The organism is Rufibacter glacialis (genome assembly GCF_008271745.1).
In the GTDB taxonomy this organism is placed as follows: domain Bacteria; phylum Bacteroidota; class Bacteroidia; order Cytophagales; family Hymenobacteraceae; genus Nibribacter; species Nibribacter glacialis.
Map to the genome: position 1 here is coordinate 349,991 of NZ_VKKZ01000021.1, position 25,078 is coordinate 375,068.

The 25,078-nt window shown below is 52.5% G+C and carries 21 protein-coding genes and 1 tRNA gene; 5 read left to right on the forward strand and 17 right to left on the reverse strand.

Annotation, left to right across the window (positions count from 1 at the left end):
* Positions 1–3 precede the first annotated feature (3 nt).
* The 3 genes from FOE74_RS13155 to FOE74_RS13165 all read right to left on the reverse strand — a co-directional run bounded on the left by FOE74_RS13155 (position 4) and on the right by FOE74_RS13165 (position 3,123).
* Complete coding sequence (locus FOE74_RS13155) at positions 4–1,494, reverse strand: TlpA family protein disulfide reductase (protein WP_149099078.1); 1,491 nt, start codon at positions 1,492–1,494, stop codon at positions 4–6.
* A 51-nt stretch (positions 1,495–1,545) separates the two neighbouring features.
* Positions 1,546–2,229 (reverse strand): sensor histidine kinase, encoded by a 684-nt coding sequence (locus FOE74_RS13160; protein WP_188686709.1) that lies wholly within the window; start codon positions 2,227–2,229, stop codon positions 1,546–1,548.
* A 585-nt stretch (positions 2,230–2,814) separates the two neighbouring features.
* Entirely contained in the window at positions 2,815–3,123 is a 309-nt protein-coding gene (locus tag FOE74_RS13165) for an ArsR/SmtB family transcription factor (protein WP_048921996.1), read from the reverse strand.
* A gap of 697 nt (positions 3,124–3,820) precedes the next feature.
* Between FOE74_RS13165 and FOE74_RS13170 the strand changes: the two genes are divergently transcribed.
* On the forward strand, positions 3,821–5,047 hold the full coding sequence (locus tag FOE74_RS13170) for a Glu/Leu/Phe/Val dehydrogenase dimerization domain-containing protein (RefSeq protein WP_149099080.1): 1,227 nt from the start codon (positions 3,821–3,823) through the stop codon (positions 5,045–5,047).
* Positions 5,048–5,789: 742 nt separating this feature from the next.
* Here the strand turns inward: FOE74_RS13170 and FOE74_RS13175 are convergent.
* Positions 5,790–6,152 (reverse strand): hypothetical protein, encoded by a 363-nt coding sequence (locus FOE74_RS13175; RefSeq protein WP_149099081.1) that lies wholly within the window; start codon positions 6,150–6,152, stop codon positions 5,790–5,792.
* A 73-nt stretch (positions 6,153–6,225) separates the two neighbouring features.
* Between FOE74_RS13175 and FOE74_RS13180 the strand changes: the two genes are divergently transcribed.
* On the forward strand, positions 6,226–7,338 hold the full coding sequence (locus FOE74_RS13180; RefSeq protein WP_149099082.1) for a mechanosensitive ion channel family protein: 1,113 nt from the start codon (positions 6,226–6,228) through the stop codon (positions 7,336–7,338).
* A gap of 304 nt (positions 7,339–7,642) precedes the next feature.
* On the opposite strand, the gene FOE74_RS13185 is transcribed toward FOE74_RS13180, so the two are convergent.
* The 4 genes from FOE74_RS13185 to FOE74_RS13200 all read right to left on the reverse strand — a co-directional run bounded on the left by FOE74_RS13185 (position 7,643) and on the right by FOE74_RS13200 (position 13,148).
* Complete coding sequence (locus FOE74_RS13185; protein ID WP_149099083.1) at positions 7,643–8,479, reverse strand: tellurite resistance TerB family protein; 837 nt, start codon at positions 8,477–8,479, stop codon at positions 7,643–7,645.
* A 117-nt stretch (positions 8,480–8,596) separates the two neighbouring features.
* A complete protein-coding gene (locus FOE74_RS13190) occupies positions 8,597–9,772 on the reverse strand; it encodes a serine hydrolase domain-containing protein (RefSeq protein WP_149099084.1) in 1,176 nt (391 codons plus the stop codon).
* 143 nt (positions 9,773–9,915) lie between these two features.
* Positions 9,916–10,425, reverse strand: a complete 510-nt coding sequence (locus FOE74_RS13195; protein WP_149099085.1) for a GNAT family N-acetyltransferase — start codon at positions 10,423–10,425, stop codon at positions 9,916–9,918.
* A 203-nt stretch (positions 10,426–10,628) separates the two neighbouring features.
* Positions 10,629–13,148, reverse strand: coding sequence for a YhdP family protein (locus FOE74_RS13200; protein ID WP_149099086.1), 2,520 nt, complete (start codon positions 13,146–13,148; stop codon positions 10,629–10,631).
* 174 nt (positions 13,149–13,322) lie between these two features.
* On the opposite strand from FOE74_RS13200, the gene FOE74_RS13205 reads away from it, so the two are divergent.
* Positions 13,323–13,397 (forward strand) — tRNA-Val (locus tag FOE74_RS13205).
* Between the two features lie 205 nt (positions 13,398–13,602).
* On the opposite strand, the gene FOE74_RS13210 is transcribed toward FOE74_RS13205, so the two are convergent.
* Positions 13,603–13,827, reverse strand: a complete 225-nt coding sequence (locus tag FOE74_RS13210) for a hypothetical protein (RefSeq protein ID WP_149099087.1) — start codon at positions 13,825–13,827, stop codon at positions 13,603–13,605.
* 356 nt (positions 13,828–14,183) lie between these two features.
* On the opposite strand from FOE74_RS13210, the gene FOE74_RS13215 reads away from it, so the two are divergent.
* Positions 14,184–14,387 (forward strand): hypothetical protein, encoded by a 204-nt coding sequence (locus FOE74_RS13215; protein WP_149099088.1) that lies wholly within the window; start codon positions 14,184–14,186, stop codon positions 14,385–14,387.
* A gap of 276 nt (positions 14,388–14,663) precedes the next feature.
* Positions 14,664–14,903, forward strand: a complete 240-nt coding sequence (locus FOE74_RS13220) for a hypothetical protein (protein WP_149099089.1) — start codon at positions 14,664–14,666, stop codon at positions 14,901–14,903.
* Between the two features lie 231 nt (positions 14,904–15,134).
* Here the strand turns inward: FOE74_RS13220 and FOE74_RS13225 are convergent, their stop codons facing one another.
* The 8 genes from FOE74_RS13225 to FOE74_RS13260 all read right to left on the reverse strand — a co-directional run bounded on the left by FOE74_RS13225 (position 15,135) and on the right by FOE74_RS13260 (position 24,156).
* The gene (locus FOE74_RS13225) at positions 15,135–15,617 is read right to left on the reverse strand and encodes a GAF domain-containing protein (RefSeq protein WP_149099090.1); all 483 of its coding nucleotides are present in this window, start codon (positions 15,615–15,617) and stop codon (positions 15,135–15,137) included.
* A 53-nt stretch (positions 15,618–15,670) separates the two neighbouring features.
* A complete protein-coding gene (locus tag FOE74_RS13230; RefSeq protein ID WP_149099091.1) occupies positions 15,671–17,098 on the reverse strand; it encodes an alkaline phosphatase family protein in 1,428 nt (475 codons plus the stop codon).
* Positions 17,043–18,317, reverse strand: coding sequence for a metabolite traffic protein EboE (gene eboE, locus FOE74_RS13235; protein WP_188686707.1), 1,275 nt, complete (start codon positions 18,315–18,317; stop codon positions 17,043–17,045). Before eboE ends, FOE74_RS13230 begins: the two co-directional genes overlap by 56 nt.
* A 23-nt stretch (positions 18,318–18,340) precedes the next feature.
* The gene (locus FOE74_RS13240; protein ID WP_149099092.1) at positions 18,341–19,528 is read right to left on the reverse strand and encodes a 3-dehydroquinate synthase; all 1,188 of its coding nucleotides are present in this window, start codon (positions 19,526–19,528) and stop codon (positions 18,341–18,343) included.
* A 35-nt stretch (positions 19,529–19,563) separates the two neighbouring features.
* Positions 19,564–20,472: a UbiA-like protein EboC gene (eboC, locus tag FOE74_RS13245; protein WP_149099093.1), complete on the reverse strand. Its 909-nt coding sequence runs from the start codon at positions 20,470–20,472 to the stop codon at positions 19,564–19,566.
* Positions 20,472–21,413, reverse strand: a complete 942-nt coding sequence (locus tag FOE74_RS13250; protein WP_225840805.1) for a TatD family hydrolase — start codon at positions 21,411–21,413, stop codon at positions 20,472–20,474. The genes eboC and FOE74_RS13250 overlap by 1 nt, the downstream gene beginning before the upstream one ends.
* Positions 21,414–21,427: 14 nt before the next feature.
* Positions 21,428–22,327 carry an EboA domain-containing protein gene (locus tag FOE74_RS13255; protein WP_149099094.1) on the reverse strand — a complete coding sequence of 300 codons (900 nt, stop codon included), beginning with the start codon at positions 22,325–22,327 and terminating at the stop codon, positions 21,428–21,430.
* A gap of 341 nt (positions 22,328–22,668) precedes the next feature.
* Positions 22,669–24,156 carry a PQQ-dependent sugar dehydrogenase gene (locus FOE74_RS13260; protein WP_225840806.1) on the reverse strand — a complete coding sequence of 496 codons (1,488 nt, stop codon included), beginning with the start codon at positions 24,154–24,156 and terminating at the stop codon, positions 22,669–22,671.
* Positions 24,157–25,078 lie beyond the last annotated feature (922 nt).

Genomic DNA, 25,078 nt, shown 5'->3' on the forward strand with positions numbered 1-25,078 from the left:
GGGTTATAGCAAAGATTCAATTTGCCTGTACAGAGCTTCTTTGGCCGAGGGCCGTTGGGCTTGGATGGTCACGACATTTCCGGTTTTGTCAATGAGCAGGTAAGATGGGAAGATCATTGTTCCGTTGGCTGCATAGAGTTTCTGAAAGTACTGTTCCAGCTTTTTGTTGCCCAACACGTGCCTACCTGTTAACCCATAGAATTTGATGGTTTCCTGCCACGTCTTCTGTGGGTTGACGCTGTGCTCAAAAGCAATATACACAAAATCAACAGGCTTGCCTCGGAAGCGTTCGTGTAAGGCTTTCGCGTGGGCGAACTCCTCGCGGCAGGGGCCGCACCAGCTTCCCCATAGGTCCACGTACACGACTTTACCCTGGTGCGCTGGCAGAATATCCTCCAACCGCTGAAGGGAGTCGGAATACTGGGTCAGTTGGATGCCTGCTTCGTTTCCTTCTTTCCGGCTCTGCCAGAAACGTTGCATCTGTTGCTCTATATGCTTTCGGTATTTACTGGCCGGAAAACGCGCCACAAAATCATCGTACGCCTCCTGCTGATAGGCTAACTCCCCAGCCAGTATGCCGTTGTTCAGGAAAGAAGCCAGCCCACTTTCCAGCGCAGGTCCGCTTAGCCCGTGTACCAGCGCCTTGTATTCCCAAAAGCGTTCGCCCTTTTCCTTTATTTCGGTTAAAGCCACTGCGAAAGGTTTCTGAAAGATTTCTTCCACCACCTTCGCAAACTCCGCTTTGGAAGCTGCCGACACCTCTAGAAAGCGCGGATAATAGGCTAGCAGCTCTTGATAGAAATAGCTGGGTACGGCAGCGGCGTTGGAAATGGGCTGGGCGGCATGGGCTTTCTGCAATGCCTGTCGCCATTCCTCTCGGCCAGAAGCCGACCGGCTGCGGCCGCCCCACACATTGTTCGCATAGGTGAGGCGCCATAGTTTCGCGACCGGGTAATACTGGATATCGGCCTGGGTCATTTGTATAAACGCTGGGGAAAATACGCGCTTGCGGTTAGCTAATTGGGTAGCGACCATCCGCTGGTTCTGGCCTATGGCCAATAAGATCTGGGCAGGCGCGGTCAAAGTGTCATTCCAGGTCTCCGGCCCCAAGCGGTACCGCGTGAGTCCCAACTCCTGCCGGAATTGGTTTTCCTTTCTGAGACTGCCGCCAAACTGGATGTCCGCAGGAAAGGTTTTCCAATCAATAGAGAGTTCCAGGCTTTTCCGGGGCTTGGCGTACAGGTACACCCTATGACCAGCGTAGTCTAGGAAAATGACTTGGGGCTTTTGTACGGGTAGCGTTACAGCGAATTTACCTTGGGCATCTGGCTGCACCTCTTTGGAATTGGAAGCATGGAACCAAGCATCGAACGGCACGTTAACCGTTATTGCCGTTCCCGGACGGGCATTCTGAATTTGGCCTGAGAGCCGCAGTTGGGCTTGCGCCTGCCCAAAACAACAGCAGCAAGCCACTAGAAAGTAAAACAGTTTCATGACACAGGACTTTAGGTAAGGAAGAAGGGCACCTTAAGAAAAGCAAAAGAGTTAACTGAGGTCCAGATGTAAGCTGACAGTGAACGTGCCGTTTTGGGAGATCTGTAACTGGTGACGCCTTGGGTAGAGCAACTCCAGTCGTTTGCGCACGTGCGCGATACCGGCTCCGTGATCGGTTTGGCGTTCGGGAAGCAGTTGGTTTTCCACGAGTAGGTCCAGCTTCCGGCCTTTCACTTCCGCCCGCAGGCGCACAAAGCAATTCTGCTCCAGACTGATCCCGTACTTAAAGGCATTCTCCACAAACGGAATCAGCAACAGCGGGGCAATGGAGGCTGGTTGCCCGTCATACATGATGTCTGTCTGTAGGCTCATGTTGGCCCGGTCCGGTAAACGGATGCGCTGCAACTGTAGGTATTCCTCCAGAAATCGGAGTTCATGGGAAACATCCGTGAAATTTTGCTGGGCTTCGGTGAGCACGTACCGCATTATGCCTGAGAGTTGGGCTACGCTCTGGGCCGTTTTCTCGGCTTTCTCCTGCAGGGCGGTGCCGTAAAGGTTATTGAGCGTGTTGAAGAAGAAATGAGGATTCAACTGGGCTTTGAGGGCGTCTAACTCGGCTTGGGTGTGCTGGCTTGAGGTTTCTACCTGCCTTAGTTTCTGGTTGAAGGCATAACGAACCAGCGCGTAAAAGAAAGAATAGGCCAACAGCAATAGAAAAGGCACGATAAATTGCATCGCATGTAACCGTAGGTTAAAGGAAATGCCCCCTTTCCACCACACAAACAACACTCCCAGCACTACCCCCAACGCCAGCAATACGGAAGCTAGGATATACGCCCTTACACCTCTTCGTTTTAGAACCAGATGATAATTCACTTCTACCAGAAATGGGGTTATTACCAAGATGAATCCCCCGGAATCAAAGTTGGCGCTTAAGAACCTGTTCCAAGTTGTTAGAGGCGCACCCTCAGCCAGGAACAGAAAGTGTCCTTCTGTGGCTACCCGGTAGGCATACGCACCGGAATCATACAGATTGAATAAAAACCACACCAGAAAGCCATGAAGGAGGGCCTGTTGCCAAATTGAAAGACGGAGAAAGTTGTTGAGCTTCATTTGCTTTGAGGTTATCTGGTTCAAAGCAATCCAACTTTGGGCAGGTCTGCAACTAAATGGGGTGAAGCCCGGCAGGTCTGTGGCGAAATCTGCTTAGTAGAATGCAAAGGGCAAAATAAAACCGTTTCTGGCCTACTTTCTAGAAAAAAGGCTGGAAACGGTTCCGGGGAATACTTACTTGATGGGGGAACTAGGCAAGCAGGAAAGTTACAGGTCTCCGCAACACTCCTCCAGGCAGTCTATCACATCAATCAGCTTGGGGATAGAAAGGGAATAATAGATTTTGGTGCCTACCTTGAAAGACGAGAGAACCCCCTTGTCTTTCAGCGTGATCAGATGCTGAGAGGCAATAGCCTGCGGAAGATCCAGGTAATTATAGATCTCCGTCACAGTCATCTTATCTTCCTTACCCAGAAGATCCACTATGGCCAACCTTTTTGGGTGCGCCAACACTTTGAGCATAGACGCCGCCTTATCTATCTTCTTAGACTCCACTCTGGATAATAAACTTTTCATAAGGACACACTAAATCAGTACTACAAATAGACGCGCCAGCCGCGCCCTTAAACCCGCCCTACAACCCGGCTAGTTTCACACCTGAACATTACGTTACTTTAACGCATGGCGACTTTCCATGTTATAGGCATGACGTCCTGGCACTTCGCTATACGAGTTTACTTGGCTTATTGCAGATTTACGTATAAAGAAGATAATTGGATATATAAAATCCTTAATACTGAAACAGTTCCATATACAGATATAGTCAAAACCCATCAGGCAAGACCCTAGAAAAGCCAATTGGCCTTAAAAAATCTGCAATGGCCCTCTTCCAGGGCCTCTTTTCGCCTCTCCGGCAAAGGCCGCAGAAAGAAGTTCAGGAGCAAAAAAATTTGGGGAACACCTCCTCCCCTCCTTTGCTGGCTCCCTGGTTCCGCTTCTACAGCACGTTTGCCCTTTAAAAGGCACTGCAAAGGAGGTAACGTGCTCATGCCGGGCAAATTGCCCCCTGAAAACCGCCCCTTGTTAAAGTTGCTCATCCTTGCCGCAGTTACGCCCCAATACCTCGGGCTGCCACGCCCAGCTGTGCCGGGAAGCGCCAAAGCGGTTTAGGCCGGCCTTTTCCAGAATTACCCCTGAAACTTCTTTTCTCTTAAGAACAAACAACCGTTATCCTGTACCTTTGCCCCCATAACCCTAAAAACCTCTCCCCGCTATGAAAGACCTACTGACCAAGTTTGAGAACAAACGCCCTGAAATTGTTTTTGAGTGGAAAGATTCTGAAACCGAGGCCGAGGGCTGGGTAGTGATCAATTCCCTGCGGGGTGGGGCAGCCGGTGGCGGAACCCGCATGCGCAAAGGCCTTGACAAGCGTGAGGTAGAGTCTTTGGCCAAAACCATGGAGGTGAAATTCACCGTCTCGGGCCCCACCATCGGCGGCGCCAAGTCGGGGATCAACTTTGACCCAGCAGACCCGCGCAAGCAAGGCGTGCTGGAGCGCTGGTACCGGGCGGTGTACCCGCTGCTCAAGAACTACTACGGCACCGGCGGCGACCTGAACGTAGACGAGATCCATGAGGTGATTCCCATCACCGAGGAATACGGTCTGTGGCACCCGCAGGAAGGCATTGTGAACGGACACTTCAAGGCTACGGAGCCGCAGAAGATCAACAAGCTGGGCCAGTTGCGCCAGGGCGTGAGCAAGGTGCTGGAAGATGTGCATTATTCTCCTTCCCTGGCCCGCAAGTACACCGTGGCCGACATGATCACCGGGTATGGCGTAGCCAAGGCCGTAGCCCATTACTATGAACTGTGGGGCGGCGCCCTCCAGGGCAAGCGGGCCATTATCCAGGGCTGGGGCAACGTGGGCGCAGCCGCCGCCTACTACCTCTCTTCTGAAGGCGTGCAGATTGTGGGCATCATTGACCGCGCCGGCGGAGTGATCAAGGAAGAAGGCTTTTCTTTTGAAGAGATCACCGCCCTTTTCCTGAACCGGGTGGGCAATACCTTAACCGCCGATCACCTGCTTTCTTTTGAGCAAGTAAACGCCCGCATCTGGGACCTTCCCTCCGAGATCTTTATTCCGGCGGCGGCCTCGCGGCTGGTCTCTACTGAACAGGTGGAGCGCATGCAGCAGCACGGTCTGGAGGTGATCTCTTGCGGCGCCAACGTGCCCTTCAAAGACCCGGAGATTTTCTTCGGGGCCACCGGCGAGTTCGCCGACCAGCAGGTGTCTGTGGTACCGGACTTTGTGGCCAATTGCGGCATGGCCCGCGTTTTTGCTTACCTCATGGAGCAGGACGTGGAAATCACTGATGAAGCCATTTTCACAGATATTTCCCGCACCATCCGGCAGGCCCTGGAGAAAGCCCATGAGCGGAACCCCAAGAAAACGGAAATCGCCAAAACCTGCTTTGAGATTGCATTAAGCCAGCTATTGTAATTTGCAAGGCATCAGCAGTCTTATTTTATCTAATACCACCTGCCGTTTGAGAGGTCTTTTAAGAAAAAGGCCCCTCAAACGGCAGGCTTTTTTTGTGGCCTCACTTTAGTAGATCAGTGGTAGAGGAGAAGAATCCCTTTGGGAACTGGGTAATCAGGAAAGGAAAGGAATTACGCGGAAGGACAGAAACAACCATTCCTTGTATTCTTGTCCTTCTAGGTTTCCTTGTCTTCCTGATAGTACCTGGGCAACGAACGGTAATGGGGGCTTAGAAGAGCTTTTCTAGTTCGCCCACAAGATCCTTCCAGAATGACAGAAAAGGGAAATGGATGTATATAAAGATATAGTGTAACTTGTTTCCCAATATACCGCCTTTGTTGGTGTTGTCACCAACAAACCAAAAGGAAGGAACCATTCCGCTTGTTGGTGACAACACCAACAAGGGCAAAAATGCAAAGTGTTACCTGGTTGGTATAGTGTAACTGTTTGCCTATATAGTTGTCTTTCTGGTTAGGGCAGTAGCCTTGCGCGATCCTCTTTTTTTAAGGTGGTTTCCCAGAACTAGCCTGAAAATGTATTGGAGAGATTTCTCACCGCCGCTGGCGCACCAAGATCTTTCAGGCTGCTCTGGCGCTGGGCTTTCTGGATGCAGGAAAGCCTAACTCCTTCACTTCTTTTCTAATTTGTCTTTTGTTGGCCTTGGGCTACTCAGGTACTGGACCGCCCATAGCGGCGATGGGCTTTAAATTTTCTTGAACCCGGCGGCCACTAATTTGGCTACATCCGGCTCCATTACCTTTACTTTGAAGGTACGGCCGGTGGGGCAATGACAGGCGGCGCACGTAATAAGGCCTTCCTCCACCGTTAAGGTGATTTCTGCCACCGTGAACCCTTGGTCTTGGACATACTTTTTCACACAAACCTTGGTGTCTGGGGTATTGTTGCAGTACCCCCAGGGGTTGTTTCCGCACTGGACCTCGGCGTAAGCCAGCCACTGCCCTTCAGAAAGAACGCCCTCTTCCGCGCCAGTGCCTGACACCTGGCAACCCCAAAGGTTGAGGAACAGACCCCAGGCAAAAAGCTGCAATAAGGATTTTCGTTTCATAGATTTGCCCTTTCATTTTAGTGAAAGACCCTTGCCCCGCCTTATTGGTTGCAAAGGGCATAAAGTTTAACAGATGCAAGACCAGGTCATAGATATACTCCGTTTCACCTTTCTGGGGAACACTGTGCAGCAGTACCTTATCTTCATAGGGATCATGCTGAGCGGTTTCCTGTTCAAGACACTCGTTTCCAAGCTGTTTTCAGCTATTCTTTTTAAAGCCGTGGTGCAACGCTTCACCAAGGATGTCACCACAGAAGAGTTCAAGCGCCTGTTGGTGACGCCTTTTGAGGTGATCTCCTTTCTGGTGTTCTTTTACGTGGCTTTTGACCAATTGAACTATCCGCCGGAACTGGGACTACCCGGCAAAGAGGAACTGGGGCTCAAGCGTATTCTGCAGCGTATTTACAGCATTTTCCTTATCTGCGCCCTTACCTGGGTAATCATGCGCCTGGTGGATTTCATAGGCATGATGTTCTCCAAGCGGGCAGCCAGAACCCTCTCTAAACTGGACGACCAGCTGGTGCCTTTCTTCGTGGATTTCTCCAAGGTGATCATCGTGATCATTGGCTTCTTCGTGATTCTGGGCACGGTGTTCAAGGTGAACGTGGCTGGTCTGGTAGCAGGCCTGGGCGTGGGCGGTCTGGCCATTGCCTTTGCCGCGAAGGAAAGCCTGGAGAACCTGCTGGCGTCCTTCACCATTTTCCTGGACCACCCCTTTGTGGTGGGCGACCTGGTGCAGGTGGGCGAGATTACCGGGACCATTGAGAAAATCGGTTTCCGGAGCACCCGCATCAGAACGCTGGAGAAGAGCTACGTCACGCTGCCCAACAAAAGCATGATTGACAAACCCCTGGATAACCTCACCCTGCGCACCTTCCGGCGGGTGAAGTTTGATATTTTCCTCACCCATAGCACCACCGCAGAGCAACTCCAAGCCATTGTAACTGACATCCAGGCCTTGATAGATGGGTATCCGCGCACAAACCAGGACGGCCGCATCCGTTTCATCAACATCGGTCCATATTCCAAAGACATCATGGTGCTGTACTTCATTGACTCCGTTGACTATGACATCTACATAGACGTGAAAGAGGAAATCAACTACCAGATTGTGGAAATCGTGAAAAAGCACGGCGCTGCGTTCGCTTTCCCTACGCAGACGGTTTACCTGAAACGGGAAGAGTAGTAGATTTGGAGATGTGGGGATGTGGAGATGTGGGGATGTGGAGATTTGGGGATGTGAAGGTTTGGAGATGTGAGGAGGAATAAATCAGAACTCAGGATCAGTAGGGACCATCCCTTGTGGTTGCCCTTGTGCACGCTACCTCTATACAGGTTCGTGAAGAACACTTCAGCTTAAAGTCTTAAGGAAAGTTATTCCGGGCCTTGCCCGATGTAAAAGCAAAATCCCTGTTTGGGGCTTATTTTTGTGAAATAGGCCTCTAAACAGGGATTACTTTTTAACGCGGATTTTTTACGCGGAGACTGGTTTACCAGCCGGAGCCTCTGCGGCCTCCGCCCAGGATACCGCCCAGCAGGCCACCCAGGCCACCGCCGCCCATTCCAGAACCGTAGCCGCCCCGGCCGCCCAAGCCACCCAGGATAGAAGCCATGGAGCCTAAGCCGCCCATGCGGCCCCCGCCGTACATGCCGCCTCGGCCGCCCATCATACCGCCGGCCATTCCGCCGCCTAAGAGACCGCCCAGCAATCCGCCTAAGCCTCCGCCCATGCCTCCTCCCATCATTCCGCCTCCGTATCCGCCACGGCGGCGGTTCATCATGCCACTGATCACGATAGGGGCCAACACGCCTAGCATACCGGTCACCATGGCTGGCGAGATACCAGATTTCTTGAACATATCCCCGAACCCGCTTTTGTTCAGGAACGACTGGGAGGTTGGGTCTTCGCCCTTCTCCTGCGCCTGGTTGGCCTTGTCTACAAACTGGTCCAGGATGCTGAACTGGTTCTGGTCAATGCCCAGGTAGTTGCTCACCTCGGCAATGCGCTTTTGTTCATCACTGGTATACTGGCCGTCAGATTTGGCGAAACTGATGATATCAGTGATAAACGAGAACCGCAGGGGACTGCCTTTGAGAACGTCAAGGCACCGTTGCAGGCTTATCTGCGAGGGGTTCCTGGCAATAGAGATCACTTCCTGCTGGAGGTTCTCAGGCAGTTCTGCCGCTTCGCTGGTGAGTTGCAGAAACTGTATTTCGTCTTCAGACACATGCCCGTCTGCCGAGGCAATGGTCGCTAATGCGCCCAAATAGGCTCCTTTTTCCTGATCAGAGTAATCTTTCAAAAGAGCGGTGGTTTCTTCAGCCATAGTTTCAAGGGGTTGGTGTAGAATAACACAAACGACACGGCTTAAAACGAGTTGGCGTTTAGGACTGGTTTTTCTGAAAACCGGCCCTAAACGCCAATGCAGTTCCCTTTCTGGTTCTTACTTCTTTACGGCCGCCAGAATACGCTTGAAGAACTCGTTCCCGTTGGTGCCGTGCCAGCGCCAGACCACCACCAGGTCATGCTCCGGGTCTACCCAGATAGTGTTGGACCCGGCCCCCAAGGCGGCAAAGCTGGTGGCAGGCGCGTCTGGCCACTGTTTTTTCTGGGTGTTCAGCCACCAGAGGTACCCGTAGTCAGGGCCGTGCGGACCGGGCGTGGTGGCTTTCTTCACCCATTCCTTGGAGACCAGTTGCTTGTTCTTCCACTTGCCTTGGCGAAGGTACAGATAGCCGAACCGGGCCTCGTCTCGGGTATTGATCCACAGGCCACCGCCCCAGCGGGTACCGCCGCTCACGCTGGGCAGCTGTTTGCCGTTCACGTCTACGTACGAGTTCTTGTAGGGCAGGTACTGCCACGTGTCTGAGGCACCGATGGGGTCCATGATCTGCTCTTTCAGGACCTGGGGCAAGGGCTTCTCCCAGAGGCGCAGCAGCGACAGGGAAAAACGGTTGATGCGCACATCATTGTACTCATAGAAAGTACCGGGTTCTTTGAGTTCGCGGGGTTTACGCTCGCCGTTGCCAAATTCTTCCTTGCCCACAAAGGTGTGGCTCTTGCCGAAGAGTTCTCCCTCCCACTCACTGGTCTGCTGGGCATGGTGGTGCCAGGTCACCTTGCGGTTGTGTTCTGAGTCATAGCCGCCGTCTTTGATGTAATGGGCCACCGGGTCATGGACGTCTTTGATCAGGCCTTTGTCCAGGGTCACGCCCAGAAGGGTAGATAGAAAGCTCTTCGCGATGCTGTAGGTAGGGTCGGCGCGTTTGGTATCGCCCCACTCGGCCACAATGTAGCCGTGCCGCAAGATGATGCCGTTGGTGCCCGCCCGGTCTTTAGGGATAGGCCCCAGCAGCTTCCCGAAGGTTTCTTCCTGGGTAGAGAAATCCTTCGGCATCTTGGTTTCCTGGGTCTGGGCGTATAAGACCGCCTGGGCCAGCAGTTCAGGATCCAGGCCCACTTGCTCTGGTTTTCTCACCTCCCATTTATCGCCTTTCTCTGGGTAATAAACCTTAGAATTGGCCTGGGTGGTTTGGGTGCTGGTGCCGGGGTTGTTCTGGCAGGCGAAAAGCCCGAGCCACAAGAGAAAAGGAAGGAGACGGCAAGGGATCTTTTTCATGGATTAGGCAGATGCTAGGCGGTATACAATATAAGAAGGTTTGGGCAGTCCCCAGCAGAACAGACACTTTCTGCTTCTACGTGAAAAGCAGTTTTATCAGAAGAACAGGTGCTCAGAAGCAGGGCAACCGTCTGTCTTGAACCCTAACGGGTGATGGAGAACCGGTGTTCGTCCCAGATCTGGTCATTCTTGAAGATGGCTTTTTGAAAGACGCCCTCTTTGGTGTACCCATTCTTGGCCAGCACCCGCATAGAGGCTTCATTGTATTCAAAGATACCAGCGTGCAGGCGCATGAAGCCCAGCTGGTGCAGACCATACGCCGTGACAAGTTTAACGGCGGTGGTTCCAATGCCTTGGCCCCAGAACGGTTCGCCAATCCAGTACCCAATCTCAGCCGTCTTGCGGTAAACATCTGTTTGCCCTACCAACCCGATCACGCCACACAACTGCCCCTCATACGCTATAGCGAAGGTCATTTGCGGGTCTTCCTGCCCCGTCATCTGTATGAAGGCTTGGGCATCACGCACGGTATACGGGTGAGGCATCAGGTCCCGCAGGTTGTCCCAGATCTTTTTGTTGTTGGCTAAACTGGCCAGCGCTTCCTGGTCCTGGTCGGCCAACGGCCGAAGAATTATTTCCCCTTCCTGTAGCATAGGTATTTCTTGAAAGGTGTAACCGAAGTCTGGGCGTTTAGCGCGTGTTTTCCGGAGAAAGGCAGAAAACTGCCGGGTAAAAGCGACCCTGTTTCCTTTTTCCGGCCTTGTTTTTCAAAAGTCCAGCAAAACCGCGTCTGGTGCCGCAGCTTTGTTTTTAAGGCGTTACCTGAAAACCAGCAGTGAAACAACCAACCCGGTCTCTAGAACTCAAAGTACTTGGCCGCCGGCTTTACCTTTTTCTCTTCCGGCCTCTCTTCCGGTTTCTTTTTACCCTGGAAGATTTCCCTGATCTCCTTCTTCTCGCGTTTCAGGTCGGCGGCCACCTTTTGGCGGACCCGCTGCTGGTCATAGGCTACTTTGAAGTTACCTTCCTGGCCTTTGACGGTCAGGAACAGGTTGGGGTTGTTTTCTGCTCCCGTGGCAATCACCCCAAAGCGTTCGTCTTTGTCGGGCCGGTGGTTTTTGAGCGGAAGGCGCACGCGGTAGTCCATCTGCTGGTCAAAGGTGTGCGTGCCCGAGACCGTGATGGTGGACAAGCGCCCGGCGTTGGACTTGATCTCCATCTCCGGGATGTAGACCGTACGGTTCCGGATGTAGAAGTTGTTCTTTATCTCTGAGAACCGAAGATGGGCTAACTCCCCGCGTTTCACGAAAAGGCTGAGCTTTTGCATGGGCGCGAAGTTGAGCAGTTGCCCGTTCCGGAGGATGGTGTTGACCTCGGCCCGCACCAAGTCTGTGCGCGGCGACAGGTGGTGGTCAAAATAGGTCTCTGAGTTGATCTGCGCCGTCAACTCGCCGCGCAGGTGGCGCTGGGTGATAAACTGCTGCCCGAAATCCTCACACACATAAAACAGGCTGTCTACGTTGATGTTCTCCAGCGTGGCCACCGAGGTCACCTTGATCAGGGGCCGGCGGGCATCCATGCGCCCTTGCACCTTGAAACGCCCTCCTACGGCCTGTATCGCCAGGCCGGGCGTTGAGATGACCTGGTCCTTCAACTGGACCTTCCCCTGCAGCTGGCGCCCCTTAAACCGACGGAACTGCACCCTCTTCACCGTGGTGTTCAGGTCAAGCTCCAGCCGCGCCGGCATGTTGAAGCCATACGCCTCTGCTTTCCCTCCCCTACCGGCCGCCGCACCTGAGCTTTTGCCCTCAGATGCCGCCAGTACCTGGTTCAGGTTCAGGAACCGCGAAGAGACATCGGCCTCTATTTTGAGCCGCTGCCCTCTAAAGAAAACCCAGGCCAACGCGTTCCGGAAAGAGCCCTTGACCTGCACATCGGTGCTACCGAACATCCCTTTCAAGTCTGTGATAGCGATATCATTGCCCCGCAACCGGAAGCTGCCGGTAAGACCCGTGAGCGGCAACGGGTGTTGCCGGAACCGCAGGCTTACCTGCTGCAGCGAGGCAGTGCCCGCCGCCTTGACGCCAGAATGGTAAGGATTGGCCCGGAAAGCACGCAGGTTGCCCGCAAACGAGAACTGCACCTGCGCCTGTCCACTCCCGCTTCTGAGGTGTTTTACCGGAAAAAGGCCTAAAACGTGGGCTACGTCTACCTGCGCCCTGGCCTGCAACCGCAGCGTAGGATCAGTAAAGTTTTGGTACACCACTTCGCCGCTGAATGGTTTGCCGTGGAGGCGGCCCTGAATCTTGCGCAACTCCAGCAGAGAGGTCTGACTGCTGCGTTGCGCCCCATTGGTGAAGCGGCCCTCTAAGGAAACCCGCTCTATCTTCTCTTTGAGCTCTGGGTGGTAGAAGGTAGCGCCGCGCGCACCGAAGGCAAAATCCAGGAACGGGCTCTTGCGTGAAGACACCTCGCCCTTTACCTTCCCTTTGAAGTAGACTTCGCCGTTGCTTCGGTACTGACCCCACTGCCGGGAAATACGCGGCGGCAGCAAGGCCAGAATAGACTGCACATCTGTGTTCTTGCCGTTGACGTGCAGGTCTACCCGCGTTTTCTGGCTATAGGCAATCTGGCCGCCCACCTGGTACACGGCTTTGGCTATCTGCAGTTCTGAAGGCTCCAGGGCAATGGTCTTCTGCTGGGTGTCAATGCTGAGTTTGCTGGCCAGGGTAACCCGTTTCTCTTTCAGGTAGTCGTTCTGCCCTATGGCGAGGGTGTGGATGAAGGCATCTCCCTGGGCTTTTACCTGCAGCACCGGTCCCTCCAGGGCCAGGGCCGCGGTAAGCGCATGCGCCTGTACGCTGAACTTCTGCTGGCGAGGGGCATCTTGGTACACCACGTGCACGTTGCGCAAGCCTATGTGCTGCAAATCGAAATCCAGGGTCTCGTCCTGCACGGTGTCGGCGCTCTGGAAAAACCGGTAATTCACTTTCCCGTTCGGCAGCACCCTGGCGTACACCTCCCCCTCTTCCAGGTGCAGCTCCCTGATGCGGTAGCTGCGGCCCAACAGATCCCAGGGCCGGAACGAGGCATAGACCTTTTTCAGCTTGGCCAGAGGCACCGTGCTGCCGGGCACCGCCTCTGTCACTTCCACCTGCTGCAACCGGATGGCCACCTGCGGAAAATGCTCCCACCAGGTTACCTCTATCTTCTCCACCGTCACCTTGGTCTTGATGTGCTGGTTGGCCTCGGCTATAAAAAGCTGGATGATTTTATCCTGGTAAACCTGTAGCAAGCCCATGGCCAGGGCCACCATGAAAAAAAATCCGGCTACCGCGAAAAAAAAATACCGGACTAACTTTTTTCTACTTCCCACAAACTTTCTGATTTTCAGGCGTTAAATATACACCCCCTGGGGCAGGCCTCCAATGGTGAAACGGTTTTGCAGAAAATTTAAGTATTTTTTCAAAACAGGATTTGGTAGTTAAAAAAACAACCCCCATATTTGCATCATCAAAACGGGGACAAAAGGTCACCAAAACAAAAAGAAGGGGTGTTAGCTCAGCTGGTTCAGAGCATCTGCCTTACAAGCAGAGGGTCGCTGGTTCGAATCCAGCACGCCCCACTTCAAAAGCCTCACCTACCCGGTGAGGCTTTTTTTATGCTCGTTCTTTTTCAAACACTCGATCCATCCTTCCCTGGAAACAGCCGCCTTATCTTCCAATAAGAGTACCGGGCACCTTCCTTATTTTCCTGTGGCATTTAAGCTTATAAAGCAGGAAGCCTGTTCTTGTTGAACAGGCTTCCTGCTTTGATTCATTTTCCTTCCTCTATTTTACGTACTGCTCCTGCCCGGTCTTCCTGAGAAGGCCCAGGCCATGCAGGGTCTGTAGCAGGTTATCTATCTGTTGCAGGCGCTGCGGTTGCTGGGGTTTGGCCACGGGCTTGAACTGCTGGTACAAATCCTGGGCAGTGGCGGGGCGCTCCTGAGTAATTTTGCCAAAGACCTTGAGAAAACCCGGCTTGAGAATGAGAAGACCGCCAGGATCCTGCATGCGGATAAGGCCTGGGAGCGGCCCAGCGGGCTGAAGTGGGGGTCGCTAGGGAAGACGGGACAGGGATAGAGAGCCGTAGCTTCTATAACAAGGCTGCGGCTACGGCCTGGCTCCTCTCATAGCCTGCCCCACCCAACCTCCGTTAAGGCAATACAGATGTTCTCTGATTTTTCAACCTTGTACTCTAAAGAGACCGATAACCTTGTCCTGAAACCCATGGCAGAATGCGCCCCCTGTGAAACCAATCCTGGGTAAGGCCCGTCACCCATGTTGTTCGATGAAAATAAGGCTGGCATACCAAGAGAAAAGCCCTTCGATGCCAGCTGTGTAGTCATTAGCGAGAGGCCCTTAAAGCCGTGGAAGAGAACCTAAATGCCAAAGCAGAGGCATTTAGGGAGAAGAGATGCAGAGAAGCAGTAGTCACCCCGCAGACCCCTTATAGGGTGATGGACGGAGGGAGAATCCTTGGATACCTCGATTCCTTCTACAAGGCCCAGCAGTACGGGCTGTGCAACCTGATAGGCCAAGGGTTCACCGGAGAGAAGTACGGGGACTTATAGTAGAATACGTAGACAATTGCTTAACTAAAGTCAGATATAAGTATGAAACACAAACAAGGCTTTTGTTTGTGTGACTTTGTGTAAGGAGTCTAAGGTGAAGATGTTGGTAAAAGTCTCCCCTAGTATAAAAAGGCTTTTATCTGTGAAGGTAAAGGTGGTAGATTCCTGAATCTTGTAATTGGACGAAAAACATCTTCTTCCAAAAAGGCTATGCAAAATCGGAAGACCTGCCATCACCAAGCCTACAAATAAGTTGACGAAAGGGAAGTCTACAAGATGGCCTACTACGATTCGGAATACGCCACCATGAAATACTTTGAGCGGGGAAAGCTCGTCTTCATCCAGTACCATGCCTTCACGCCGAGCGAGGAACTGCGGAAAATACTGGCAGCCGTGTTAGAGTTGGTATCCACGAAGGAGGTGGTGTTGGGGCTGGGGGGCAGCCGCAACATGAAGGTAATTCGGCCCGCCGACAGAGTTCCAGGAAGTAGAGTCCACTGGGAAGCAATTCCTTAATACCCTTGCCCGCCGAGCGCAGCTAGGAGGAGGTATGTTTAGCAGTTCATTTTACCCTCGAAAAACTGCAGGCTTTATATGTCTCGCCCGGAAAAGTCAAGTGGGAACAATAACCACCTACCCAGTCCGACTCAGCCAATTCAAATGACTTCTGCCACCACCGCTCCCTCATTACCAACCATGCATATTGGCTTCCCTCTCGTTGTTGAGGTTAAAAAGAATGTCATTTATCTACTTACGACATGCAAGTAGTTGGATACGACGACTCATTTCTTCGCCAATCTCCAGCAAAGATTGCTTTTCATCTTCTGTAAAGTCATAAGGTACCGGTTTGGCAATCCCAAGGGTACCATAGAGTTCCCCATCCAGCAGCATGGGTACAGCAATAGACCCTTCTACTTTCGTTTCTTTTGCCGCAGGGCGGGCCACACCGGAGTCATCCTTCTGTAAGTTGCACATCTCTACAGCCAGTCTACGTTCTGCAGCTATTCCCGCCATACCTTTGCCTATTGGAATCTCAGTCATTTTAGGCAGTAAAAAGTCAGGTATGCCCTGGTGTGCCTGTAGTTTAAGAAGCTCAGATTCTTTATCCAAGGTATGGATAGTACCTGTAGAACAGTCAAAAGCGGATATTATATCAGATAACAGCTGCTGCCAGTTAAGCTTAGAATCATCTTGCCGGAGAGTTGCCAGAATAGTAGAGGTGGTTGCCATAAATTCTCTCTTTTTAATAATAGATACCTGATCGTCAATAAAAAAGTGGACTTCTATTTCTTCAACGGGCTTTCATGATACGTTGGACGGGATTCCTGTTGTTGCTTTACAGCCAGATGGGCCAGGATAAGCTGAAATACCTCTGTGGCCTGTATATCCGCCGAAGGTACCAGTTCTTTCTTATTTGAAAGGAATACGGGCCATTCTGCTGTCGAATCGGGGATACGCCCATGAGAGCCTTTTACCAAAGTGGCATCCAGTGGAATTATGTCCATTAGGGTTCTGAAGCCTAGCTTCTTTTTTAGCAACTTGCCCGCCACTAAGGGCAGCAGGAAGGTGATTTTCGGGTCGGCGAACATCTCCACTGGGTCATAGCCTGGTTTCTTATGGATTTCTACGGTGCGTGCGAAGTCAGGGGCTTTTTTGTCATCTAGCCAATAGTAGTAGGTAAACCAAGCTTCTTTGCCGGCTACCGCCACCAATTCCCCGCAGCGGTGGTGCCCCAGGCGGTATTTATCCCGTTCCCCGCCAGCCAATACCTCCTCCACGCCCGGGACCTGAGCAATAAGCTGTTTTATCTCCTCTATCCTGTCTTTGTCTTTTACATAAATATGGGCCACCTGATGGTCTGCTACGGCAAATGCCTCACTGGCACCTGCATCTAGTAGCTCAAGGCCACGCTCCTCACGAAGGGCAATAAGATTATGCGCCCGCAAGACCCTGTTCAGGTGTACAGGCTGGTTTACCTCAGAGATACCATACTCGGAAAGTACGACCACATTCGCCCTCCGCGATTCATAGAAGGGTATCAAATCAGCTAAGACGGCATCTATCTCCTGCAGGTCAGTGGCTATGCGCGGATCTCCCGGCCCTAGGCGCTGCAAATTGTAATCCAAATGGGGAAGATAAATGAGCGTTAAGGTCGGGTCATATAATTCATCAGTTATCTTGGAGGCGTCCGCTATCCACTTGCTGGATTTGATAGATGTTTTAGGCCCCCAATAGTTGAAAAGAGGAAACATCCCCAGCCGCTCCTGCAGAGTGTCTCGCAGGCCGGCCGGATGGGTATAGCAGTCGGGGAGTTTCCGACCGTCTGCCAAGTACTGCGGCCTGGGGGTGAGGGTGTAATCGGCGGTAGAATACATGTTGTACCACCAGCCCATGTTGGCGCAGGTAAAGGACGGATCCGCCGCTTTCGCCGTTTCCCAGACTTTCGCGGCCTGTACCAGTTTGTTCGACTGCCGCCAAAATTTTACTTCGCACTCCTCCCGGAAGTACCAGCCGTTCCCCACGATGCCATGCTCCTGAGGGGACTTTCCTGTCAGGTAGGTGGCCTGGGCGGTACAGGTCACCGCAGGGAAGACGGGCCGGATAGCAACCCCGTCAGCCTGCTTCGCCACCCAATCAGCCAGGAAGGGGGTATTTTTACCTATCAGGGACTGCGTGAGCCCCACTACGTTTAAGACTACCGTCTTTTCCATCCTCATCTAGGTTAATGGTTTTCATGACCCACTCCAACTCTCGCCGGATGGATTGCGCTAAATCTACCTTTAGTCCTTCGGGCAGCACTTCCCACGTATAGGTCTCTACCTCCAGGTGGTTCGTGACCTGTCGGCTCCGGAGATAAGCCAATACCTGCACGATATCCTCCTGGGTCGATTGCAGCCCCTTGAAGGAATCCGTGAAAAGGGGTATATGGAAATGTGTTCTCCATTCGATAGCGTCGCTCCCTGGAAGGGAATCCAAAGCAAGGCCCAGGTCGGGATAGTGGGTGAGGCTGCCAGCCGCGTCCCTGGCCACTACCTGGTGCAGGTACGTTGACTCGGCGAAAGGGGCAAGCATTTCCCGCAGTGTTGCCCTTCCGGTGCCATCGGCCGGAACTTGCGCCTTCAGGGCGGCGCTGAGCTGGATTTTCCCAATGCCTATCCCGGCTGCTGTTAGCTTGGCAAAAGCTTCTGCCGGCTGCTCATAGGCCAGCGCAAAGTGGCAGACATCATAGCATAATTTCAGGTGCGTTAATACTGCCTCTTTTGCCTGTTGCTCATTTAATCCTCTGGATAAAACCAAATCTTCAACTCCTGCTGGAAGCAGCCAGTCATGGAAATACCTAATTACTTCCCCACTATTCTCAAGGAAACCGTCCGGTTCCGGTTCAATATCAATATGAATTAATTTGCCTGTTTCTTCTTTGATTAGAAGCAACTCATTTACAAGGTCTATCAGGTGAGCGGTTGCACTACCTAATACGGCCTCTTTTTCCGAGGTGCCTGAATGCCAGGGCTTGTAGGACAGTGGGGAAGTAGAAATGCCTCCATCCACCCCTTCCGGCAGAAGCGCGGCCAGAATATGCGCCAGCCGTTTCGAATAATCTAACCGGGCAGAGGTTGTCCAGTCAGGTTTGTGCACCTCGTCCTTTACGACCTGGTTATGGAAACCTCCGAAGGGAAAGCCGTTCATGGTAAATATATAGAGGTCATTCTCCTGTAGCCAGGTACGGAAAGCAGTCAAAGTACTATTTTCGGAAAGTTCCCGGCTGGCCAGGTCTGAAAGGCGCAGCCCTATGCCAAAAGGTTTGTCCGGGGATAACTCTTTTTTCAGCGCCGGCAAGTACCTCACCAAGCTATCAAACACATCCCCCCAGGCCTCACCCGGGTGGATGTTCGTGCAATAGGTTAAATGAAACCTGTCTTGAAGATGCATCACTTGGAGTTAAAATGAAACGATTACGCCGTCACACCAACTAGACTGGAAGGTTGCCACTTCCGTAACTGGTCCACAGCTTCAGCTATCAGCGTTTCATTCAGGTGATGGACTTCAACCCCAACGCCAATCTTCTGAAGCAGCATGATGGTTAACTGCCCACCCAGGTGCTCCCTGAATTCCTCCAGCCCCTGCAGTATATGCAGCTTTCCGGCCGACGTTTCCAGACTCTGGGAGAGCGCAGGGATATAGAGGTCAAAGCCCAGTTCGCACAGCAGGCTAAGGATGTCATTGCATTCCTTTTCACTGAGCATGCCCGCCAATTTGGAGTACATCACATCTAAGGCAATGCCTATAGCTACCGCCTCCCCGTGGCGCAGCTTATAATCTGTCATCTGCTCGAGTTTATGTGCGGCCCAATGCCCGAAATCCAGCGGACGGGAAGAGCCGAATTCAAAAGGATCACCACCGCCTATATGCGCCACATGCATTTCTGCGCAGCGAAAAATCAGGTCTTGCATCGGTTCCATCTCCCGGGCAGCCAGTCTCCGTGCATTCTGCTTTATCTGGAAATAAAAGGAGGCATCTTTTATAAGGGCCACTTTGACTGCTTCCGCTATTCCGCCGCGCCAGTCACGGTCTTCGAGCGTGAGTAAAAACCCGCTGTCGTTTAGCACGGCGAAAGGCGGCGCAAATGTTCCCAGGAAGTTCTTCTTGCCGAAGGCGTTCATGCTGTTTTTGACACCTACACCGGAGTCGTTCTGGGAAAGAACAGTGGTAGGCACTCTGATAAGGCGGATGCCCCGGTGTGCGGTGGCGGCGGCAAAACCAACCATATCCAGCACGGCCCCACCCCCTATGGCCACCACGTAAGAATGCCTGCACACCCCAAAATCATTGATGGCCCCTAGGACCCGGCCCAAGAGGGCCGGGTCGTTCTTTGCGGCCTCCCCCCCCGGTACCAGTACAGGGGGATTCACAGCGGATATAGCAGCAGCATGATGTGCCGTATAGGCGGCGAGCTGCCCTACTAATTGTGGATGCGCTTGGGCCACCCCTTCATCCAGAACAACGAGCACCTTATGAGGCCCAGGGCTGTTTTGTCTCTTTATAAGGTCAACCAGCAATGGGTTATCCAGATGGAAGAGGCCTTCTGTAAAATACACTCCGTAGGTAAAGGGTACCTTAAATTCCTGTACAATTGATTTCATATGGGAAAGGGAGATTAGATGCCGTTCCAGTTAGCTTAAGTTATGGCGAATTTTTTGGCAATGAAGCGTGAGACTGGAAGAAGGAGAAGCACCAAAATCCCGTATTGCCAGCCGGCAAACCCAGCTGCCATGCTGGCATTCATGGCAATCAATGCCAGTACACCCGCCTTAACTGCCTGCATAACATAGGCAGGCTCTTTGGCTGGAATTGCTTTTAACAGTGGCGGGAATATGAGGTAGGCAAACAGCAACAGGAACGGCAAGCTGTATAACACGTTAAACTGCGGCAGCAGGGCCAAGCTGATGATTCCCCCTATAACCACGCCATAAAGTAAAACGGCTCCCTTGAGAGCAAACTGGTTGCCTCCGTGCACTTCTCCACGGCTTACCATGGTAATGGCGGAGATGTACACGACCGGAATCAAGGACAGATACCAGAATTGCTCTACAGCGGTTGGAATGGCACTGATGCCCAGAAGCAAGTTGCCCCCGCGGCAGGCGCCCATGTTCACAGGACCGAGAACGGGGTGGTGTTTCCCCTTCCAGTCATACAACAAGGCACAGGCGGCGATAGCACTGGCGATAAATGCGCTTAGCACAGATACCTGCCCGGCAGCCAGAATCCCAAGCGCCAAGAGCAAAGTCCCTAGCATGGTAGCTCCCAAAACGGTGGCTTTCCCGCTTGGGATTGGCCTTTCAGGACGCTCTATCCGGTCAAGGTCAGCATCGAACACATCATTAAACACAACCCCACCCCCGTAAAGGCCTATAGTGGAGAGCACCAGCCACAGGAGAGAGGCCAAGGCTATAGAGGGAAAGGAACTACTCTCCCAAACTGCAACCGTGACCAGCGCTCCAGAGGCGGCGAAACCCATCATAATGTCGGCTATGGCCGTCACGATATTGGCAGGACGCATTAGCCTGACATAGGCAAGGATTCCCATTACTGCACTATATTATCTTCCAACAGGTTCGTCGATACTATTTCTCCGACCACAGGCGCCTGCCCGCCCCGTAGGATAGAGTTATCCGAGAATTTATCGCGCTGGTCTATGGTTACCTGTTTCAGCCAATCAGACTCTTTCATCTGGCCGCTCTGCCCAAAAGCATCTAAGGCATTCTGGTAGCACACCAGGCGGACATCTTCTTTTGAAATGCCTCTTTCCAACATTAGCAAAGCGGTCTTAGGCACCGATAGCGGATCACTTACCCCCCAGTCAGCAGAGCTGTTTACGATAATCCGTTCTGTGCCATACTGCTTCACAATCTCTACCATCCGCTCGTTCCCCATTTTGGAGTTAGGATAAATCGTGAATGCTGCCCAAAAGCCTCCGTCTAGGGTGTCTTTCACGGTTTCTTCATTGTTGTGATCCACTATTACCATGTGGGGCTGAAGGCCATGCTCCAGGGCCACTTCAATGCTTTTTATGGTGCCCGCCTTCTTGTCGCGGTGCGGTGTGTGGATCTGCACCGGCAAGCTTACCTCTTTGGCCAGGTCCAGTTGCAGCCGGTAATACTTGTCTTCGGCGGCCGTCTGGTCATCGTAGCCAATCTCGCCTACGCCAACCACGCCTTCCTTCAGGACGAACAATGGCAGAAGCTCCATTACCTGCTCCGCCAATGCTTCATTGTTCGCTTCCTTTGAGTTTAACCCTATGGTACAGTAATGTTTGATGCCAAATTGGCTGGCCCTGAACCTTTCCCAGCCTAACAAGCTACTGAAATAGTCTTTAAAGGAGCCTACCTGGGTTCTCGGCTGACCCAGCCAGAAAGAAGGTTCTATGATGGCCACAATGCCGGCATCGCGCATCCGGGCATAATCATCGGTGGTGCGGGAGGTCATATGTATGTGTGGGTCTATATACATCATGGTTTCGGGAGTCATGGTTTAAGTAATGGTTAGATTGCCGTGAGTGATTTCTTGCCGATGTAATCCCAGCTAAGCTCGCCTGTTTCTATTCTTTTTTTCAGGGAAGGGCGCGCTTCCAGCAACTCTTTCGCCTTCACAAAACTGCCTTGTGAACAAGCCAGAGCCGCCGCTTCCTGTTGAAGGGGATCTGGGTGGGAGAATAACTTTTTGATGTCACCTAAGAGAGACTCGTTTATATAAGGTCCTACAAGCCTCCAAAGCTCAGGAGTTACCAGCCGGTTCGCGGCCCACCGCTCATGGGCGTAATCCGACAGGATACGGGCAAGCGTGGGATTGCTGCATTTTTCCAAGCCATAGATGCGGTACAATGGCTTTCCAGTAAACACCGTCTTCAGCACCATCTGGTTCCAGGCCCCCTCCTCCAAGTAATCGGCCGGATACGGGTTATCCAGGGCGATGGCATCGAATACGGTACCCATGTTGGTTCTGACTCCTTCTGCCGCCCTGAGCCTGAACGCCTCCGGATAGGGCAGCAAGGGCAAGCTGGCATATAAGGCCACCAGCTCGCCCATCTCCGCGGTACTGAACAGCTGATCTGTTTTGGTTAGAAAGGTGCCTTCGTCCCGGGATGGGGTGGCGAGCAGAAGGAGAGTACGGGCGGTCTGGGCCAAGGTCCAGTTGGAGGGGTCAAAGCCAGGGCGAAGGGCTTCGGCCTTTTCCAACTCAGCCTTCTCCGGGTGCAATAAGCCCCTGCCCGTAAAGCGGGGTGCAGCACTAAAGGCAAGGAATAGTTCCTTTGGGGAGTCGGCCTCACTTACCTTCTGTATCTTCTCCCCTAGCCAGCCGACCGCTTCCGGTGAGGCCTCCTTTTCATACAGGACAGAAATAAAACCAATGAGTTTCTCTATATCCGCTTGCTGCATATTCATAGGGAATCAGATTTAAGGTTACCTCAGTTCCGAAGGGATGACAATGAAATATAGGGTATCCTAATTTACCAGGCCGCTTTGTGCGCATACGGGCTAAGGTGCTCCGAGTTGGCTGCTCCTTCTTACCTGGTCTTGAGCCGTTTAAACGGAAGGCCGACCGCCAGAGCAGGCACGGAAAAGGCGATAAGAAAGGTAGTCCGCCCCTGATTCCGAAGTCTTTTCTACATGTCCTACTTCCAGGCACATACAGGTCTCTTCGTTGTCTGCCTTTTCCTTGGGATTGCAGGGAGACGGATTCCCCTGCACGCAGTGGTAAAGGGGAATCCAGGGCATATATCCCGCTACTTTTTAGGTTTCTGAACCCTTGGTGGCAAAGCTGAGAGGTCCGCTGGAGGCCCGGAGCCGGCTACCCCGGTTTTACTGATCCGCCAAATCACCCCTGTACCGGGTATTGGCAACGGGAAAGGCCCTGCCGCGGCCACATCGCCATGGATTACCCCTATGTCCACCACATAGAGAGCCTGTCCGTCGGAGGAGAATTTCGCCTCTACCGGGTGCCTTGGGCCGGCGGTGGAGACATGCTCAAAACCTTCGGGGCCCGGGGCCCCGTTGCTCAGGAACGGGGCTGCTTCCTTTGTCGCTGGGTCTATCCGCACCACCACATATCCGGTAGCGGGGTGCGGATCCCCTGTGATGGGAGTGGCTGAGCCGAACTCTGCCAGGAACATATGTCCTCTGTAGCCAAATGTATTATTGGTGCTGAAGTCGAATTTTGTGGAAGCCGCATTCTCGGGACGCGTGAGCCATGGTTTCTCGACAGGGGGGTGTTCGGCCATCAAAAACTTAAGTTTTGGCCCCCGCGCCGAGCGGAACTGCGGGTCAGTTACCGGGATACCGCTAGAGTAATCGGGGTAACCATACCAGCCATCCTGGCGAATCTGGTAGATGTTGTCTTTGGCGTTGGCAATGGGACGGCTGCCTCTTTCATCATAGCCGTTGTCTGTCACATACAGCTGGCCGTCCGGCCCCCACATCACCCCGAAGGGGTTACGCAGTCCCCAAGCATATACTTCCAGCCCTGACCCGTCAGCATTCATTCTCATGATGGTCCCACTCGCTTTCACTTGTCCCTTTACAGTGCGCCTGTGCTCGCCAAAGGGCTGGAAGCCCCGGGTGCGGACCAGCAGGGAGGTCTCCCTGTTCCGGTTAAAGATACTGGTGACGGCATACGTTACATTACTCCCCAGGCTGAGCAGGTTACCCTGGCGGGCCAGGACATTGCTGGGCTGCGGGGTCAGGAAGCTTTCGCGGCTCAGTTTGATGTCTTTGGCCGGAATGTCATAGACATCCGGCCAAAGCAGAAGCCATATATAGGGATAGGCGTTATCCAATCCCACCACCCCTGAGTTGGAAGCTACGCCCTGCCCGAAATAGATCTTGCCATCGGGTCCCACTGTCATCTGGTTGTTGAAGTGGTCCCCGTAACTCGGGAGGCCCGTGACCAGGTCTTTTACGACGCCATCGCTTCCCACCGTGGAGATTTTTCCCCGGTGGGAAACATACAGTGAACCCCTATTCCAGAGAATATCAGTAATTGGGCCCAGAAAGCCGTCAGCAAACAGGTTCATCTTCCCTTCTGGGGTGATTTGAAAGACCCGGGCCGGCGCAAACGGGTCCCCATACACGTAGCCGGCCTCTGCCACATACACGTTGCCGCCTTCATCAAAATCTATGCTGGTGGGCCAGTTCAAATCCTTTATAAACACTTCAGCCTTGTAGCCTGGCGGAACCTTGGCGGCTACCGCATCCGGCACCGGGACTACAGGCATCTCTTTGGTGAGGATACCTACCGGGACGGAAGGCTTTTGGACAGTACAGGCAACTGCTAGTGCGCAGGACAGAAACAGATAAAAGAGGTTCTTCATAGCTATATATAATTATTTGTATATATTATCATTCAATTTAATGGCGTATAAGCAGGTGGAAATATGGTATAAATGGTATAAGCTTTTAAAAGATATCAGCCTCTTGGCCAGGGAGTCAGATAGCAGAGCCGAATTCCAAAACAGCTCTATAATTTATACGGTTATCTAGGTGCTCCTCCTAAATGCATTATTGAAGCATCATATACTAGCTTGAACCTTACTATACGGAAACTCCAATATTAGTTTTCCAATAATACAAACTAATGCTGGAAACGCAGAATATAGGTTCATGGAAGGCTTATAAATTACAGTAAAAGCGATTTGTAAAAGCCTTCTTCTTGATGCGTCTCTAAATATACATTGGTAAAAGGATGCGGTGTGGCTACGCCTTCTTCCATGTTGTGCTGCACGTTCCACTGTTGGGCCTTTAGGCAGTCGGAGTGCACACGATACCAGCGCTACCACGTTAGCCTCTGAGAACCCATAGGCTGTTCTCCTTGAAACGGTAATCTGCTTTTAATTCAACAAAGCCTCCTCAAATTACTGAGTGTCCATATAGTTGGCGTACCCTCTAAAGGAATCGCTTCTCAAAGAAGTAATTAAGGAATCTGGTCTGGGTTTACACTGGCCACCTAAATCTACGATGGCAGATAATTTATGACGTGATTAGGAATACCTTCAGTTAGCACAGCACTATTGAGATAGCGCTGTACATCGGCTAGTACTTCTACTTGGAATAACTGCAACGCCTTTATCACCTCGTCTAAGGTTCGGGTGGAATGCCCGCCCATATGGTGTTAATGGATAACCCCTTGGTTTTATCTAG

Coding starts and splice junctions, on each gene's coding strand:
- FOE74_RS13220 (WP_149099089.1), top strand. CDS start 14,664: ATGGCCTACTACGATTCGGAATACGCCACCATGAAATACTTTGAGCGG.
- FOE74_RS13255 (WP_149099094.1), bottom strand. CDS start 22,327: ATGAATATGCAGCAAGCGGATATAGAGAAACTCATTGGTTTTATTTCT.
- FOE74_RS13225 (WP_149099090.1), bottom strand. CDS start 15,617: ATGGCAACCACCTCTACTATTCTGGCAACTCTCCGGCAAGATGATTCT.
- FOE74_RS13260 (WP_225840806.1), bottom strand. CDS start 24,156: ATGCCTGTAGTCCCGGTGCCGGATGCGGTAGCCGCCAAGGTTCCGCCA.
- FOE74_RS13165 (WP_048921996.1), bottom strand. CDS start 3,123: ATGAAAAGTTTATTATCCAGAGTGGAGTCTAAGAAGATAGATAAGGCG.
- FOE74_RS13185 (WP_149099083.1), bottom strand. CDS start 8,479: ATGGCTGAAGAAACCACCGCTCTTTTGAAAGATTACTCTGATCAGGAA.
- FOE74_RS13195 (WP_149099085.1), bottom strand. CDS start 10,425: ATGCTACAGGAAGGGGAAATAATTCTTCGGCCGTTGGCCGACCAGGAC.
- FOE74_RS13190 (WP_149099084.1), bottom strand. CDS start 9,772: ATGAAAAAGATCCCTTGCCGTCTCCTTCCTTTTCTCTTGTGGCTCGGG.
- FOE74_RS13230 (WP_149099091.1), bottom strand. CDS start 17,098: ATGGAAAAGACGGTAGTCTTAAACGTAGTGGGGCTCACGCAGTCCCTG.
- FOE74_RS13170 (WP_149099080.1), top strand. CDS start 3,821: ATGAAAGACCTACTGACCAAGTTTGAGAACAAACGCCCTGAAATTGTT.
- FOE74_RS13175 (WP_149099081.1), bottom strand. CDS start 6,152: ATGAAACGAAAATCCTTATTGCAGCTTTTTGCCTGGGGTCTGTTCCTC.
- FOE74_RS13240 (WP_149099092.1), bottom strand. CDS start 19,528: ATGAAATCAATTGTACAGGAATTTAAGGTACCCTTTACCTACGGAGTG.
- FOE74_RS13250 (WP_225840805.1), bottom strand. CDS start 21,413: ATGACTCCCGAAACCATGATGTATATAGACCCACACATACATATGACC.
- FOE74_RS13210 (WP_149099087.1), bottom strand. CDS start 13,827: ATGCAGGATCCTGGCGGTCTTCTCATTCTCAAGCCGGGTTTTCTCAAG.
- eboE (WP_188686707.1), bottom strand. CDS start 18,317: ATGCATCTTCAAGACAGGTTTCATTTAACCTATTGCACGAACATCCAC.
- FOE74_RS13160 (WP_188686709.1), bottom strand. CDS start 2,229: ATGCAATTTATCGTGCCTTTTCTATTGCTGTTGGCCTATTCTTTCTTT.
- FOE74_RS13180 (WP_149099082.1), top strand. CDS start 6,226: ATGCAAGACCAGGTCATAGATATACTCCGTTTCACCTTTCTGGGGAAC.
- FOE74_RS13155 (WP_149099078.1), bottom strand. CDS start 1,494: ATGAAACTGTTTTACTTTCTAGTGGCTTGCTGCTGTTGTTTTGGGCAG.
- eboC (WP_149099093.1), bottom strand. CDS start 20,472: ATGGGAATCCTTGCCTATGTCAGGCTAATGCGTCCTGCCAATATCGTG.